The sequence below is a fragment of the Pseudoflavitalea rhizosphaerae genome (assembly GCF_003991355.1).
In the GTDB taxonomy this organism is placed as follows: Bacteria; Bacteroidota; Bacteroidia; order Chitinophagales; family Chitinophagaceae; genus Pseudobacter; species Pseudobacter rhizosphaerae.
Window position 1 is genome coordinate 104312 of sequence record NZ_RCSU01000017.1, and the last position, 16747, is coordinate 121058.

Sequence of the window (16747 nt, forward strand, 5' to 3'; positions counted from 1 at the left end):
TAAACAAAACTCACTCGCCAGAGGCGAGCGAGTGGGCTCCCCGAAATTCTAAGATGCTCCCCGACATTCAGCGTCTGACCTTTTTAGGCAGCCCTAGTCTCTTATAGCTATCTGAAGAGTTGGAAAACCAGCAGGCTCATGAAATAAGCCAGGGCGGTCATGTATGCCAATTGGATCAGCGGCCATTTCCAGCTTTTGGTTTCGCGCTTTACGATGGCGAGCGTACTCATACATTGCATCGCAAAAACATAGAACACCATCAGGGATAGTCCTGTTGCCAGTGTGTATACTTTTGTTCCGTCGGCTCTTTTGGCTGCATTGAGTTTTTCAGCCAGCGTGGCCTGATCTGCGTCATCGCCGCCTTCCACACTGTAAAGGGTGGCCATCGTTCCAACAAAAGCTTCACGTGCTGCAAAAGATGTAATAAGCGCGATACCGATCTTCCAGTCAAATCCCAAAGGTCTGATGGTCGGCTCGATGGCATGACCCAGGATACCGGCATATGAATTGGCCAGCAGCGCTGAACTTTTCTGCTGCTCCAGTTCTGCAACTTTCAGGGAGTCGGATTGGTTCTGTTCAATCAGCGTGCTGTATTCCTGTTCAACTGCGGCCATCTTTTCTCCTGGTCCGTATGAACTGAGCGCCCAGAGGATGAGCGAGATCACCAGGATCACCCTGCCCGCTTCGAACACGAAGATCTTTGCTTTGCTCACCATGGTTACCAGTGCATTTTTCCAGCGGGGTGCGCGATAGGTAGGCAATTCAAGGATGAAGAAGCTTTTCTCTTTGATATTGATGAACCATTTGGCAACCCAGGATACTACCAGCGCCATCACCAGGCCCAGAAGATAAAGCGCCATCATCACCAGTCCCTGCAAGCTGAGGAAACCGAAATACAGTTTACCGGGAATGACGAGAGCAATAAGAATGGTGTACACCGGAAGGCGAGCGCTGCAGCTCATCAGTGGTGTAACCAGAATGGTAAGTAATCTTTCTTTCTTGTTCTCGATATTGCGTGCACTCATGATGGCGGGAACGGCACAGGCGAAACCGCTGATCATGGGCATTACACTTTTTCCGTTGAGGCCAACTTTACGCATGAGCTTATCTGTGAGAAAGCTGATTCGCGCCATGTAACCGGTATCTTCAATCAAAGTGATCAGACCGAAAAGGATCATGATCTGCGGGATGAAGATCACGATACCACCGATACCTGCCAGCAGGCCATTGATGATGAGATCGCTCCACCAGGTGGCGGGCATCCATCCGCTCATCCAGCCGGTGAGCGCGGCAAAGCCCTGATCGATCCAGTCCATCGGATACCCGGCCAGCCAGAACACGCTCTGGAAAAGCAGGAACAGCACAGCCAGCAGGATCACATAACCCCAGCGTCTGTGGAGCAGGATATCATCCAGCTTTTCCGTGAGGAGGGTTTTTTCCAGCGGTGAAGGTTCAGTCACCGCCTGCTTCATGATAGTACCGATACGCTGGTAACGCTGCAAAATTTCTTCTGCCTGCGTTTTGGTATGATTGAATTGATTTTTTACTTCGATGGCTTCGATCTTTTCCTGCAGGTGATTGTCCAGCAGGAAGGATTCGTGATTGATCAGGTAATGGATGGCTTTGTAATCGCTCATTCCGGGGATCAGTTCTTTCACGCCGCTCACCGCTTCGAGGGCCAGTCCTTCATTGTTGATGAAATCCCGGACAGGTGTTTTATACAGGTGTTGAGCTGTTTGTTCGATGGCTTTCTTCAGTTGCGGGATTCCCTTGTTCTTCCGGGGATTGATGGGGATAACAGGAACACCGAGCTCGCGCTCCAGTTCCGGCACATCTATTTTAATGCCCTTGCTCTTGGCCAGGTCCATCATGGAGAGGCCTATCACTACGGGGATTTTCAGGTCGATGATCTGCGATGCAAAAAGCAGGTTACGCTTTAGGTTGCTGGCGTCTGCCACCAGCACTACCATATCGGGGGCGGCTACCTGCTTATCCTGTTGCATCAGCACACGGTAGGCTACCCATTCATCTTCGCGCCGGGGGTACAGGCTGTACGTTCCGGGAAGATCGATGATGGTAGCTGAAAATTCAGGAGAAATGGAACTGTTTCCTGTTTTCTTGTCAACAGTAACGCCGGGAAAATTGCCCACTTTCTGGTTCAGGCCTGTCAGAACATTGAACAGGGAGCTTTTGCCGCTATTGGGGTTACCTACTAATGCGATATTTATTGTTGCTTTCAAGACCTCTGGGTATGGTGCAAAACAGCAAATTTACCGAAATCATCCGCCCCTGATTTACGATTTGAGTAAAATCATGAAGCTTTAATGCCAGCAATAACCGGATCAGACAGTAAAACACCATTCTTCCGCTTTGGTTTTGCGTCCTGCTGGTTATCTTTGCTACCCGCCTGCAAGAAGCAGGCTTTTTATTGATTAAATCTGCAGAATTATGTTCAACAAAAGAGTCAAGATCAAAGATCTGCTGGCTACCGATGCTACGGGCCAGGAAGTAACAGTCATGGGTTGGGTGCGTGGATTTCGCAACAATCAATTTATTGCCCTGAATGACGGCTCTACCAATAATAATCTGCAGGTTGTTGTGGAGCTGGGCATGCTGGACGAAGCCACCCTCAAAAGGATCACCACTTCCGCGTCTATCAAAGTAACAGGCGAAGTTGTGCCTTCACTGGGAAAAGGGCAAAAGCTTGAACTGAAAGCCAAAACCCTCGGGATCCTGGGCGATAGTGACGCAGAAGCCTACCCGATCCAGCCGAAAAAGCACAGCCTGGAATTCCTCCGCGAAAAAGCGCATCTGCGTTTCAGGACCAACACATTCGGCGCAGTATTCCGCGTTCGTCATACCCTGGCCTTTGCCATTCACAAATTCTTCCATGAGAAAGGATTCGTGTACATGCACACGCCCATCATCACAGCCAGCGATGCAGAAGGCGCCGGTGAAATGTTCCGCGTTACCACCCTGCCCTTCGACAACCCTCCCCGCAACGAGGATGGGACCATCGATTTCAAAGAAGATTTCTTCGGCAAAAGCACCAACCTCACGGTGAGCGGACAGCTCGAAGGCGAGCTCGGCGCCACCGCCTTCGGTGAGATCTATACTTTCGGCCCCACTTTCAGGGCCGAAAACTCCAACACTGCCCGTCACCTGGCAGAGTTCTGGATGATCGAACCCGAAATGGCCTTCTGTGACCTGGAAGACAATATGAACCTCGCGGAAGAGTTCATCCGCTACATCATCAAATATGCGCTTGACCATAACCGTGAAGACATCGAGTTCCTCGCGCAACGCCTGGCCGATGAAGAGAAATCGCTTCCGCAAGACAAGCGAAGTGAAATGGGACTGATGGAAAAACTCGACTTTGTAGTGAACAACCAGTTCGAGCGCGTTACCTACACCGAAGCCATCGATATCCTCCTGCAATCTCCTGCATACAAGAAAAAGAAATTCCAGTATGAAGTAAAATGGGGGATCGATATGCAGAGTGAGCATGAGCGTTACCTGGTAGAGAAGCATTTCAAGAAACCAGTGATAGTTACCAACTATCCGAAAGACATCAAAGCCTTCTACATGCGTGTGAACGATGATGGCAAAACCGTAGCTGCGATGGACATCCTCGCTCCCGGCATCGGTGAGATCGTTGGTGGTTCTCAGCGTGAAGAGCGCCTTGATGTTCTCACAAAAAGAATGGAAGACATGCATGTTCCCGCTGAAGAACTGAGCTGGTACCTTGACACACGCCGCTACGGCACTGTGCCTCACGCCGGCTTCGGACTTGGTTTTGAGCGGCTGGTACTCTTTGTTACCGGCATGACTAATATCCGCGATGTGATTGCATTCCCCCGCACGCCGAAGAACGCTGAATTTTAATTGTAAAAAGAAGAATAATGCAAAGCTGCACCCAACCGGTGCAGCTTTTTTGTTTGCCTGATGAAGTATCGGGGAGCAGTCGCTCGCCTCCGGCGAGTGACCGGTATTTTGTCGCCTCCCGGCGACGCGGTGTTCGCCGGAGGCGAACAAATAGAAGCCACTCGCCGGGAGGCGAGCGGCTGCCACTCTCCGATATATACGCAATAGAAAAAACTTATGGAAAAATCATCGTCCCGTATCTCATTCAAAACTCCTGCATATGGCCGAAATAAACATGGCGACGAACCCTGGCGGTGCCGGTGTTCGCCGTAGTAAAAAAGGATCCACCCGCGTAGACCTCACGCCCATGGTAGATCTTGGCTTCCTGCTGATCACCTTTTTCATTTTCTCCACCAGCATGTCCGAGCCCGTAGCTTCCAAACTGCACATGCCTGCCGATGGTCCTCACTCCTATTCGCCGGAGAGCGGCTCACTCACAGCCATCTTACTGGACCATAACAAAGTATTCTACTACCACGGCAAACTCGAAGATGCCATTCAAACTAAAGCTTACGGAACCACCAATTTCGATATTGCTAACGGTTTCGGACAAGTGATCCGCCAGAAAAAATCAAATCTCAATAGCCAACAATCCAATGGCAGCAAGGACTTGATCCTCATGATCAAACCTCTCGATGAATCGGCTTACCGTGATGTGGTAGGCATTCTCGACGAAGTAATGATCAATGAAGTAAAAACCTATGCTCTCATGGACATAGATCCCATCGAAAAGGAAATAATCGAAAAACTTATCAACCTACCCTAACCTCTTTAAATGTTTTCACACACTCAGCATAAATAAAGTATAGCCATGAATTCTGCGCAGGGGCAGTTACTAACCAGGATCAATAACCGGAAGTGTTGATATCCTGATTGTGCTGCTCCTGCGCTATCCTATGATACCAACGCCAGGCCCTCTCCAAAAAAATAAACTCCTTCCTCCCATTACTTTCACAGATGCACCTGTTCCCCCTCTCCCTCCCTCCGATGCACTGAGAAATCGTGCGCCCAACAAGCATACAATTAAATCTGCTGCACTTTTTCTGGATTGGCCGCCGGAGGGATATGAAAACAGGGCCTAAGAAACATAAGCGAAAAAGCCCGGCTCAACTCAACAGCTCAACCCAACCAACAAACAGCTCATCAAAAATCCTCCCGCGCTGGTTTGTTTCTTCAGCCCTCGTTTTCATATCCCCCGGCGGCCGCCCAAAAACATCTTATTTTTTCGTAACTTGTTCTCCCGCACCTGATTTCTCAAGTGCATCATCCACCCACATAATATTATTTTATGGCAATACCGGTAGTAAATCTCGCCGACTTCACCTCCGGCGATCCTGAATTAAAAAGATCCTTCGTGAACCAGTTAGGTAAAGCATACGAAGATGTTGGCTTTGTAGCGGTGAAGAACCACGGTATCCCTGACAACCTGATTTCTGATCTTTATAAATATGTGCAGCAATTCTTTTCATTGCCGTTGGATGCAAAAAAGAAATATGAGGTACCCGGATTGGCGGGTCAGCGCGGCTATACTTCTTTTGGCAAAGAACATGCAAAGGGAAGCGAGGCGCCTGATCTGAAAGAATTTTTTCAATATGGACAGATCGTTGAAGACAATGATCCTGTGAAGTCAGAGTATCCTGATAATGTAAAAGTAAATGAGGTGTCTGAGTTCAATGCCACGTTCGAGAAGGCTTACAGGGCTTTTGAAAAATCCGGCAAGGCATTGCTGCGGGCCATCGCTATATACCTGGGCCTGGATGAAAATTATTTCGATACGCATATCCATAATGGTAATTCGATCCTTCGCGCCATTCATTACCCGCCCATCACGCAGGAGCCGAAATCTGCTATCAGGGCGGAGCAGCATGAAGACATCAATTTGATCACCTTACTGGTAGGCGCCTCCGCAGACGGGTTACAGATCCTCACCAAGCAAAATGAATGGGTGGGTGTTACCAGTTTGCCAGAACAGATTGTAGTAAATGTGGGCGATATGCTTCAAAGGCTCACCAATAACAAACTAAAATCAACCACCCATCGTGTGGTGAATCCGCCGCGCGACAAATGGCATACATCCCGTTTTTCCATTCCATTTTTCCTGCATCCAAAAAGTGAAATGAGCCTGGCGGCGCTCGATAGTTGTGTGGATGCCTCTCACCCCAAGGCATACCCGGACGCAACGGCCGGAGAGTACCTGGATGAAAGACTTCGTGAAATAGGATTGAAAAAATAGGGGTAAACCGGTATCTTGTTGTCTTAGTAATGAATAGGTTAGAAATAAAATACCCATTTGGTTGAAACTCAAACAGCTGGGCTGATTTAACTGCCGGTTAACGGATTTCGAACTAGCTTTGTATTGTTCAATTAACTAAAAAGAAAGGCTATGAAAAAAGTATTACTCCCACTTTTCGCCTTTGTAGCGCTGGCTTTAACGGCTGAAGCGCAGCATCTCGCTCCTGACCAGAATCCAAGATACATGGAGAGCCAGCAGCGCTATATGCGCATGGCCGATTCCATCAATACATGGCATGGCACTACTCCGCAGGAAACCTATAAGGCAATCGACTTCCTGGCAGATAAACGCGAAGCCAGGGAAGCACGTAAAGCCTTCCGCAGGGAACTGAGAATGGAGAGGGCCCGCTGGAATAACGACTTTTACTACGGCTACGGAGGCTATTACAATTACAATAATTACTACCCCGGTTATTACCGTCATGGTTACCGCAGTAACTGGAATAATTATTTCTGGAATACACTCCCGCTCGCAACAGCCGTTGGCCTTGCATCCTGGTGGTGGTAACTTTCAGCACCGCACAAACGTAGTACTCATCACAAATCCTTTTGTATAAATAATATCAATATGAAGAAAGTTCTGTTGGCTTTTACAGCTTTCGCTGCTGTAAGTGTTATTACTGTATCCTGTGCCCACAAAGTAACCCGCATCGACCCCAATGAGCAGGTTGACCTCAGCGGCCGCTGGAACAATACAGATTCCAGGCTCGTTGCTGAAGAAATGACACAAACCATTCTCAACAACAAATGGGTTGCCGATCACCTGGAAGCGCATAAAGGGCAAAAACCCGTTGTGATCGTAGGGTTCGTTACCAACAAAAGCCACGAACATATCGAAGCGGAAACTTTTGTGAAAGATGTAGAGCAGTCATTCATTCAATCCGGTCGTGTCAGACTGGTGCAGGGTGGAAAGAAAAGAGAAGAGCTCCGCGCTGAAAAAGCAGACCAGCAAACAAACGCATCCACCTCTTCCATGAAGAAATTCGGAATGGAACAGGGCGCAGACTATATCCTCCAGGGCTCCATCAACTCCATCGTTGACTCTCAGAAAAGGAACAAAGTGGTTTACTACCAGGTGAATCTCGAGCTCACTAATATCGAGACCAATGAAGTAGTTTGGATTGGTGATAAGAAGATTGCCAAACACGTGAAGAACTAAAGTAGAAAATCCGGAGCCTGTTCATGCAGCAATTACCTTATAATAACAGGAGAGCATTGGCTTTGATTCCGCTGATGCTCTTTTTATTTTCCTGCGTTACTTACAATCAACGCATCGCCGATTACTATGCGGCTATGCGCAACAACAATTATACAGCTGCTGAAGCTACCCTGGAGAAAACAAAGATCCTGCGGGCAAATCGCAACCGGCTGCTCTACCTGTTCGAGAAAGGTAAGATGGCGCACCTCTTGAAACAGTACGACTCCAGCAACAGGTATTTCAACGAAGCCGATATCTTCATGGAAGATGTACGCACATCCGCGTCCGACGTGGCTTTGGGAACACTGCTCAATCCCATGATGCAGACCTATAAGGGAGAGGCTTTCGAAAAATTCATGTTGCATTATTACAAAGCACTCAACTATCTCTACCTCGGCAAGCCCGGCGAAGCCCTGGTGGAAGCCAGAAGGATCAGCCTATCCAACTACGAGCTGCAGGACAAAACCAAAAGCGATAACAAATACAATGATGATGCCTTCTCCCTCATGATGCAGGGAATCGTCTACCAGCAGAATGAGGACTGGAACAATGCCTTCATCGCTTATCGAAACTCTGTTGACCTCTATCTGAAGAACAACAACAGCTATTACGGAGTGCCAATTCCGCAGCAACTGAAGCAGGACCTGCTCCGCGCTGCCGACAAAATGGGATTTTCGGATGAACTGGGACGTTATGAAAGGCTGATGAACACCAGCTATCAGAAATACCCTGATCCACCCGGCGGTGAACTGGTGCTCTTCTGGGAAAATGGATTGGCGCCGGTAAAAGAGGAACAGAACTTTTTCTTCGCACTCACCAAAGATGGCCTCGGCAACTTCGCATTCGTAGATCCCTCCGGCTCCTTCAATATTCCTTTTAACTTCAGCGCTTACAATATCAATAGCGCAGACCTTCGTCTCGCTGATCTTCGCTCTTTTCGTGTTGCCTTCCCGCGATATGTTGAACAACCCATGTATTACAGGAGCGCTACCGTTACACTCAACAATCAAAAATATTCACTGGAGCAGGCACAAAATATCAATACCCTCGCTTTTACAACGCTTCGCGAAAGATTTTTAAAAGAAATGAGCACTGCACTTGCGCGGCTTGTTGTGAAGAAACTGGCGGAATTGGCAGCACGTCCCAAGAGCGATGATAAGAATAAAGACACGAAGGAAGCCATCGCCCTGGCGATCCAGGCTTTCAGTTTCGCAACAGAAAAAGCCGATACACGTAACTGGCAAAGTCTCCCCCATACTATCTATTATTCAAGGATCCCACTTCAAAAGGGAACAAATCAACTGCAGTTTACCGCTAATGGCGCCGCCAGCCAAAATATCAATTTAGTGGTGGAGGGCACTGGCGGGCAAAAAGTTCAGAATATTGTTACGCTGAGATAGAACTGGCTATGATTTGAAATTCGATTCCGGGATCAATCAGCCTTTTTCTGCATTTCCCAGGCCTCCGCTGTTACCGCTCAGCCCCATTTTCAGACCATCCATTGATTTCGAACAAAATTATCCCGACCCTTCTGTAAAATGTAAATTCAGTACCAGACTGCATTTCAGGCAAAACTTATTACTCTCCTATGAAAATTACCTGTAAAAAGAAGGTACTATGTGTTGCATAGTACTAAAATTAGACGTATGTTTGTGTTGTGAATGATCGATCTCACCAAATATTGACCATTCCAAAGCATATGTTAGTAAAAGTTGCACTGGTTGTTTTATTATTGACTTCTCTGCTGACCGCCGGCATGGATGATCAACAAACAATCTCCGGCCCTGCCGCCGCAACCGAAGAAGTTATCGAAGAAAACGAACCAGCAGAAAAAGACATCAAAACAGTTTCAGCCGTAGAAAGAATTTCTGGCTGGGAAGATGAGATTACTCCCGTTACTTTTGCTCTTTACAGATAAAGCATTCAAGTATAGCCAGCCCTTCGGGGCAAAAAAGATCAAGTATGAATATCGAGAATACACAGAGCCAGATGCGCAAAGGGATTTTGGAGTTCTGCATTCTCTCCATTATCAGGCGGGGTGAAGCTTACCCGAGTGATATTGTAGACGAGATGCGGGGCGCCAACCTGCAGATCCTTGAGGGAACGCTCTACCCCTTGCTAACCCGTTTGAAAAACGCAGACATGCTCACTTACCGCTGGGTGGAAAGCAATTCGGGGCCTCCGCGCAAATATTTTTCCCTCACTCCAAAAGGCGATGAGTTTTATATGGAGCTGCAAGCCACCTGGAATGAGCTGGCCAATGCCGTCAACACACTGGCCAGCAAAAAGGATTCTCTTACTTCATCCGCAGGAGCTAATGCCATTGAACCTGATCCCAACAATTCCAACTAACACTTCAACCGTCAAATAGCTGAACAATGAAAAAGGTCATCAATATAAATTTCCAGGGCAGGGTGATCCCCATCGAGGAAACCGCCTTCGATCTGCTGAAGCAATACATAGATAGTTTGCGCAGCTACTTCGCCCGGGAGGAAGGACGTGATGAAATTATCAATGATATCGAAAGCCGCATCGCTGAGCTGTTCTCCGAAAGACTGAAGAAAGGTGTTGTTTGCATTACCGATCAGGACGTGAATAATGTGATCGCCAGCATTGGCCGGCCCGAAGATTTTGAAGACGAGGGCGGTAGCCCCGGCCAGGAAACAACTGGCGAAGAGTCTAAGCAATCACAGCAACAATCCACTCAGAGTGCCGGATCACAACAGTATGCCACCGGCCGCGGCCGTCTCTATCGCAATACGGATGATAAGATTCTCGGTGGTGTTTGCTCTGGTCTTGCCAATTATCTCGGCATCGATCCCGTGATCCTCCGCATCATTTTCGTGATTCTGATGGCGCCATTGTTCTGGGTGTACATCATCCTCTGGATCGTGGTCCCCGGAAAGTCAGTGCAGACCAATATCACCAAACGCTTATACAGAAGCAGTGATGATAAAGTGATTGCCGGTGTAGCAGGTGGCCTGGCAGCCTATTTCCATATCGACACCTGGATCCCCCGACTGATATTCGCTCTCCCGCTGATCCTGGCGCTGGTATCCGGTCCTTTTGATTTCTTCTGGAACGATTGGGGCTTCTGGGGACCTAAATTTATCACAGGCTCTCTCGGCTGGACCCTCTTCATCACTTATGTGATCCTCTGGATAGCAGTACCGGTGGCCGTTACAGCATCCGAGAAACTGGAAATGCGTGGAGAAAGAGTAGATATCAATTCCATTGCCGATACAGTAAAAGAAGATCTGAAAGGCTTTCAACAGAAAGCTGAAAAATGGGGGCAGGAAGTAAAACAATCCGCCCAGCAATTCGGAAGCAAAGCACAGGAGTTCGGAAAAGAGGCTGGAGAACAATTCAAAACATATACAGGAGAAGCAAGTTCAAGAGTACAGGGCTCCGGCCTGGGACATGCCATCGGCGTGATCTTCAAAGCGCTCTTCATGCTGATTGCCGGTGGTATTGCTGTTGCCCTCTTCGTTGCAATGATGTGGGTGCTCTTCGGAGGCTTCAATATTTTCCCATTGAAAGCATTCATCCTGGAAGGATTCAAACAGGAAGTGCTGGCCTGGTTGTCGCTCATCCTTTTCCTCGGTATTCCTATTGTTGGTATTCTCACCTGGCTGATCCGCAATATCGCTGGTGTGAAGAAGAACAAATACATCGGATTTGCATTCGGAACACTCTGGACCATCGGGCTGATCTGTGTGATCGTTTTGAGTGGACTGATCGCCCGTAATTTCAGATCACACGAAAAAGTATATGAAGATGCTATCCCTCTTACCAGTACAAATGGCAAGATGCTGGTGGATATCAAACAGGATAAACGCTTCTACTCAAGCGACTGGTTTGGATTCGATTCAGATGAGGACTGGCCTTTCTATGCAGTGAATCCGGATACCCTCCTCATCAGCATGGTAAGAGTGAAAGTGGTGAAAAGTCCGGACTCCGTTTACCACGCAAAACTGGTGAAGATGTCACGTGGACGTACACCCGAAGTTGCAAGGAATCTCGCCAGCCAGATCAGTTTTAAGCCCGTAGTTGAGAACAATACCATTTTCCTGCCTGAAGGATTCCTTATCAGTAAAAATGAAAAATGGCGCAGCCAGGGAGTATTGCTCATTCTTGAAGTTCCTGTTGGCAAACGCGTAACATTGGACCGCAGCCTGGACAGGTATGAGCACTTCGATATCCAGGTGAACCGCCGCGACCGTTATGATGCAGACCTGGACCGCGAATGGCACTGGCTCGAATACGGAAAAGAATACGTGATGACGAAAGATGACGGTCCAAGAAAAGTGGAAGACATGAGCGAAGTAGAATTAAAAAAAGGAAATTTCAAACTGAAGATCAAAGACGGAGATACTGAGATCAATGCAGAGATCAACACCAACGATTCGAATCAAAAAGAAGATCCTAATCCGAATAATGACTATCGCTACAAAGGGCGTGAAGAAAGAAAAGAGAAAACAGACAGCACAGTAAAGAAAGTAGCAATTTAATCAGAAAGCAACAACAGGCCTGCATTCCCCCCGCACATACTTTGCAGGACTGCTAGAAATAGGTTGAAGTTGGAACAACGGGGTCCGGCGCCAGATGTGGCAGGGCCCCTTTTTTATGCCCTGCCGAAACGGTCAGTTCAAATGCATCCGCCCGCTAACTACTCAAAAATTTTTATGAAAAAGAAAACTTTGAAAATAGGACTTTGGATGATCGCTATCATCTTATCCCTGCTTGGCACTATCTACCTCGTAGCCTGGAAAAGCCTTAAATATTACAAGCCGGAAAAGGCATACACTTCAAAAGTCAGTATTGTTCCATTCCGCGATTACAGCGCCTGGGCCAATCATCCCCGCCCATTCATTGTGGAAGGAGAGAACTTTGTAATTATAGGAGTGCCGCATACGAAGGACCCTAAAAACCCTGACCTGCGTCTGATCCATCAAAAATGGAAGAGGCTGAAACCAACTGTGGCGCTGGCGGAAGGAAGGCTCGGTTTTCTGCTCCCTTATGTAATGGACCCGGTGAAACAATTTGGAGAGGGAGGCTTTGTAAAAAAGCTCGCCAGCAAAGATGGGATACCGGTTTACACCTGGGATGTATCGAAAGAGTCGCTGGCCGCCGCACTTCAGGATTCTTTCTCCAATGAACAGATCGCTCTGGGGCAGATCCTGAACCCTTATTTCAGCAATCTTCGCTTCGGCAGGCCTTCGTCTCCTGAAAAATATATTCAACCTTTCCTGAAAAGGGCTGCGTACATTGGACGGGAAGCCAGCTTCAAAAATGCCGCTGATGTAGATCTCGCCTGGAAAAAGTATTTTCCCCAGGGGCCTGATTGGAGGGATGTGTCAGACGAAAAGGAGTTGCCTGGTTTTCTTTCTTCCATGATGGCTGCGTCCAATGATCTCCGGAACCGCCGCCTGGTGGGCATTTTAAAGGAACTGACTGCAAAAAACGAAAGGGTTTTCCTCATCTGCGGGTCCAGTCATGCATTTTGTGTATCGCCCGCTTTCCGTTAAACTTGCTCACAATTTCTTTTTATTGGTTGCCATATGGGCAACCTTTAATTTTGCAGCTCTAAAAAAGCTATATGAAGAATACTCCTTTTACGAACAAGCACATAGCGCTGGGAGCTAAAATGGCTGAGTTCGCAGGTTACAACATGCCGATCTCTTATTCTGGTATCAACGATGAACACGCAACCGTGCGCAACAATGCCGGCGTATTTGATGTAAGCCATATGGGCGAGTTCATTCTGAAAGGAGAAAATGCCCTGGACCTGATCCAGCGTGTTACTACCAACGACGCATCCAAACTCACTAACGGAAAAGCACAGTACAGTTCTCTGCCCAACGACAATGGCGGCCTCGTGGATGACCTTCTCGTTTATTGCATCGAAGAGAACAACGTGTACATGCTGGTGGTAAATGCATCCAATATTGAGAAAGACTGGAACCGCATCAGCAGCTTCAATACCAAAGGCGTTGAAATGCACAATGTGTCTGACAAAACCTGTCTGCTCGCCATCCAGGGGCCTAATGCTACAAAGATCCTTCAGCCACTTACTGACCTGGACATTCTCAATCTCAAATATTATACTTTCGCAAAAGGAACATTTGCCGGCGTGGAGAACGTGCTGATCAGCGCAACTGGTTACACCGGCGCTGGTGGTGTTGAGATCTATTTTGAAGATAAAGGCGATAATGCCGAAAAGATCTGGGACGCCATCTTTGCTGCCGGCGGTCCGCAGGGCATGAAGCCTATCGGCCTTGGCGCGCGCGATACCCTCCGCCTCGAAATGGGATTCTGCCTGTACGGAAATGATATCGATGATAACACTTCTCCAATGGAAGCTGGTCTCGGCTGGATCACCAAGTTCACCAAAGACTTTCCTTCAAGAGCTATCTTCGAACAACAAAAGAACAATGGCGTTGAACGCAAGCTGGTAGGGTTTGAAATGATCGACAGAGGCATTCCCCGACATGATTATGAGATTGCCGGCAAAGACGGTAACCTGATCGGCAAAGTAACTTCCGGAACGCAATCACCCAGCCTCGGCAAAGCCATCGGCATGGGCTATGTTAAAACAGAGCTGGCTGTTCCCGACTCCATCATCTACATTAAAGTAAGAGATAAATTACTCCAGGCGAAAGTGGTTAAATTCCCATTCGCTTAAAGCATTGGCTTATTTATTGCTGGTAATTCACCCCCGGTCTCCGGCAGCAAACAATGACCTATGCCCATTATCCATCTAACAACATTTATTGCGGCTCCGGCAGAACGTGTGTTCGACCTGAGCCGCAGTATTGATTTTCATAAGAAGAGCATGAGCCATACCGGCGAAGATGCCGTTGCCGGTGTAAGAGCCGGGCTTATGGAGCTGCACGAGTCTGTGACCTGGAAGGCCCGCCATTTCAGGAGAATACGCTACATGAAAGTGGCCATCACGGAGATGAAACGTCCCTTTTCCTTTATCGATGAAATGGAGAAAGGCGATCTGAAGTCGATGAAACATGAGCACTATTTCAAACAGATCGAGAATGGCACCCTCATGATCGACGTGTTCCGGTTTGAAGCCCCTTACGGATTTATCGGCTCCATTGCCAACAAACTATTTCTCAGGAAATATTTCGAGAAATTACTGGTGCTACGCAATGACCAGATCAGGCAGTATGCAGAGAGCGACAAATGGAAATTTGTTCTAATGACACACAACGCGTAAAATTGCAGCAAATTTCCGTCCATCAATTAAATCTCAGCCACCGGCATGTCTCAAGTAAAACCCTCTTTGCATACATCCCTTTCCCCGGCCCTTTTGCATTTGTATGACCTGAACAATACTGTGGTAGTGATCATCGATGTACTGAGGGCTACGTCTACCATCGCCACTGCTCTTTACAATGGCGCCCGTTGCGTGATACCGGTAGACAGCGTGGCAAGATGCATCGAGCTCGGAAAGAATATCCACTCCATTACTGCCGGAGAGCGTGATGGACAGGTTGCCGAAGGCCTTCAATATGGCAATTCCCCCTTCGAATACCCTGAATCTTTCATCAAAGGAAAAACGCTGGTGCTGACAACAACCAACGGGACCAAGTTGTTACATATGGCGTTGGAAAGAGGCGCTGGCGAAGTGATCACCGGGTCTTTCCCTAACCTCAGTTCTGTTTGTGATTACCTGCTGGCTTCCAAACAAAATGTGATTCTCGGTTGTGCGGCATGGAAAGACAAAGTGAACCTGGAAGACACGATCTTTGCAGGCGCAGTGATCAACCGTGTACAGGATCATTTTTCCATCAACTGCGATTCTTCCAGGCTGGCCGCTACGCTCTATGATGCAGCCAAAGATGATATGTATGGTTTCATGCAGAAGAATAACGCTTCGCATTACCTACGTCTCTCAGGCTTTGGATTGGAGAAAGATATCCGTTACTGCCTTACTCCCGATGTGGCCAATGTATTGCCTTTTTATGGCGATGGAAAGCTGACGATCCATTCCTGGTAGAAATTGGCAGCGCATTTGTGTAAGTTTGTATTGCCTCTCAATCCTTCCGTCAATCTCTTTACCAATAAAAAGCTTTAAAAGATGGAATCAATCTGGCAATACCAATTTTGGGGAAACACAGTATTAGCTTATACCATTGCAATAGGCGGCATTATCCTTACCTGGTTGATCATCCGCTTGCTGAAAGGTAAAGTACTGAAGAAGATCCTTGACTACACTACCAAAACTGAAAGTAAGTACGACGATGTGATCTTTAGCTCGATCCAGCGCTTCGTACTGCCATGGGTCTATATCTTCGTGAATTACCAGATCCTGAAACAATTGCACTGGAACCCGCAATGGGAAAGGGTTCTTCAGGTAGCCATGGCTGTTGTGACCACGTACTACTTTGTAAGAGTTGTGAACCATGTGCTCATGCTCCTCCTTACCGGCATCATGCGTAGGCGCAATGAGACCGAATACCGGATGAAACAAATGCACGGCGCTCTCCTGGTGCTGAAAGTGATCATATGGGCAATGGCTATCGTGTTCCTCATAGATAACCTGGGGTATAACGTTACCACCATGATTGCAGGCCTGGGCGTAGGTGGCATAGCCATTGCACTGGCTGCTCAAACTATACTGGGAGACCTGTTCGGTTATTTCGTGATCTTCTTCGATAAACCTTTTGAAATAGGCGACTATGTGGTATGGGGAGATAAGTCGGGGATCATTGAATATATCGGTATCAAAACCACGCGCATCAGGAGTTTGGGAGGAGAGCAATTGATTGTTACCAACTCTGACCTGACCAAGCAGGCGCTTTCTAATTACAAAAGCTTACAGCAAAGACGGGAAGTTTTGACTATTGGAGTGCTTTATGAAACGCAGATAGAATTGCTTGAAGAAATTCCTGGTATGGTCAAAGAGATCATCGAGAATACAGCCAAAGCAAAGTTTGACCGGGCACATATAGCTAAGCTTGCAGACAGCAGTATCAATTTTGAAATAGTCTATTATATCCTTACCACAGATTATGTAGAATACATGGATGTAAAACAGGCTGTATTATTCGATATCCTTTACAAATTCAGGGAAAAGAAAGTGGATTTTGCTTATCCAACACAAACCCTTTACTACAAAACAACCGTTACGGTATAGGGGAAATAGAATGGTGCCGGAACCTGTTACAATGGATGTACAGTGAACAGCCATTGCGGGAACCTGCAAAAAATGGAAGAGCAGGAAAAGGTGACAACAGGTCAGTTGTTAATGGATCGGTAAATGAACCGGCCGGAACCTACGCGGGTAAGGGTAAACATGTATCAGTTTGAAAGCCT

General features: G+C 47.5%; 15 protein-coding genes. 14 read left to right on the forward strand and 1 reads right to left on the reverse strand.

The features are described from left to right. Nucleotides 1-107: 107 nt before the first annotated feature. On the reverse strand, nt 108-2240 hold the full coding sequence (gene feoB / locus D9Y29_RS23485; RefSeq protein ID WP_127132678.1) for a ferrous iron transport protein B: 2133 nt from the start codon (nt 2238-2240) through the stop codon (nt 108-110). Nucleotides 2241-2448: 208 nt separating this feature from the next. Here feoB and asnS point away from each other — a divergent pair, with 208 nt between their 5' ends. From asnS to D9Y29_RS23555, 14 genes are all read left to right on the forward strand, one after another. After that, nucleotides 2449-3885: an asparagine--tRNA ligase gene (gene asnS, locus D9Y29_RS23490; RefSeq protein ID WP_127132679.1), complete on the forward strand. Its 1437-nt coding sequence runs from the start codon at nt 2449-2451 to the stop codon at nt 3883-3885. Nucleotides 3886-4144: 259 nt separating this feature from the next. After that, nucleotides 4145-4690: an ExbD/TolR family protein gene (locus D9Y29_RS23495; protein WP_127132680.1), complete on the forward strand. Its 546-nt coding sequence runs from the start codon at nt 4145-4147 to the stop codon at nt 4688-4690. A 522-nt stretch (nt 4691-5212) separates the two neighbouring features. Beyond that, nucleotides 5213-6157, forward strand: coding sequence for an isopenicillin N synthase family dioxygenase (locus D9Y29_RS23500; RefSeq protein WP_127132681.1), 945 nt, complete (start codon nt 5213-5215; stop codon nt 6155-6157). Nucleotides 6158-6307: 150 nt separating this feature from the next. Beyond that, nucleotides 6308-6724 carry a hypothetical protein gene (locus D9Y29_RS23505; RefSeq protein WP_127132682.1) on the forward strand — a complete coding sequence of 139 codons (417 nt, stop codon included), beginning with the start codon at nt 6308-6310 and terminating at the stop codon, nt 6722-6724. A gap of 60 nt (nt 6725-6784) precedes the next feature. After that, entirely contained in the window at nt 6785-7375 is a 591-nt protein-coding gene (locus D9Y29_RS23510) for a penicillin-binding protein activator LpoB (protein ID WP_127132683.1), read from the forward strand. Nucleotides 7376-7398: 23 nt separating this feature from the next. Next, on the forward strand, nt 7399-8814 hold the full coding sequence (locus tag D9Y29_RS23515) for a COG3014 family protein (RefSeq protein WP_241238024.1): 1416 nt from the start codon (nt 7399-7401) through the stop codon (nt 8812-8814). Between the two features lie 299 nt (nt 8815-9113). Further along, a complete protein-coding gene (locus D9Y29_RS23520) occupies nt 9114-9332 on the forward strand; it encodes a hypothetical protein (RefSeq protein ID WP_127132684.1) in 219 nt (72 codons plus the stop codon). Nucleotides 9333-9376: 44 nt separating this feature from the next. Then, nucleotides 9377-9766, forward strand: a complete 390-nt coding sequence (locus D9Y29_RS23525) for a PadR family transcriptional regulator (protein WP_127132685.1) — start codon at nt 9377-9379, stop codon at nt 9764-9766. A 26-nt stretch (nt 9767-9792) separates the two neighbouring features. After that, nucleotides 9793-11925: a PspC domain-containing protein gene (locus tag D9Y29_RS23530; RefSeq protein ID WP_127132686.1), complete on the forward strand. Its 2133-nt coding sequence runs from the start codon at nt 9793-9795 to the stop codon at nt 11923-11925. Between the two features lie 174 nt (nt 11926-12099). Next, on the forward strand, nt 12100-12942 hold the full coding sequence (locus tag D9Y29_RS23535; RefSeq protein WP_127132687.1) for a hypothetical protein: 843 nt from the start codon (nt 12100-12102) through the stop codon (nt 12940-12942). A gap of 71 nt (nt 12943-13013) precedes the next feature. Then, nucleotides 13014-14099 carry a glycine cleavage system aminomethyltransferase GcvT gene (gene gcvT, locus D9Y29_RS23540; RefSeq protein ID WP_127132688.1) on the forward strand — a complete coding sequence of 362 codons (1086 nt, stop codon included), beginning with the start codon at nt 13014-13016 and terminating at the stop codon, nt 14097-14099. Between the two features lie 60 nt (nt 14100-14159). Continuing rightward, the gene (locus D9Y29_RS23545) at nt 14160-14645 is read left to right on the forward strand and encodes an SRPBCC family protein (protein ID WP_127132689.1); all 486 of its coding nucleotides are present in this window, start codon (nt 14160-14162) and stop codon (nt 14643-14645) included. Between the two features lie 45 nt (nt 14646-14690). Then, nucleotides 14691-15428 carry a 2-phosphosulfolactate phosphatase gene (locus tag D9Y29_RS23550; RefSeq protein ID WP_127132690.1) on the forward strand — a complete coding sequence of 246 codons (738 nt, stop codon included), beginning with the start codon at nt 14691-14693 and terminating at the stop codon, nt 15426-15428. Between the two features lie 81 nt (nt 15429-15509). After that, nucleotides 15510-16568 (forward strand): mechanosensitive ion channel family protein, encoded by a 1059-nt coding sequence (locus D9Y29_RS23555; protein ID WP_127132691.1) that lies wholly within the window; start codon nt 15510-15512, stop codon nt 16566-16568. Nucleotides 16569-16747: the final 179 nt, after the last annotated feature.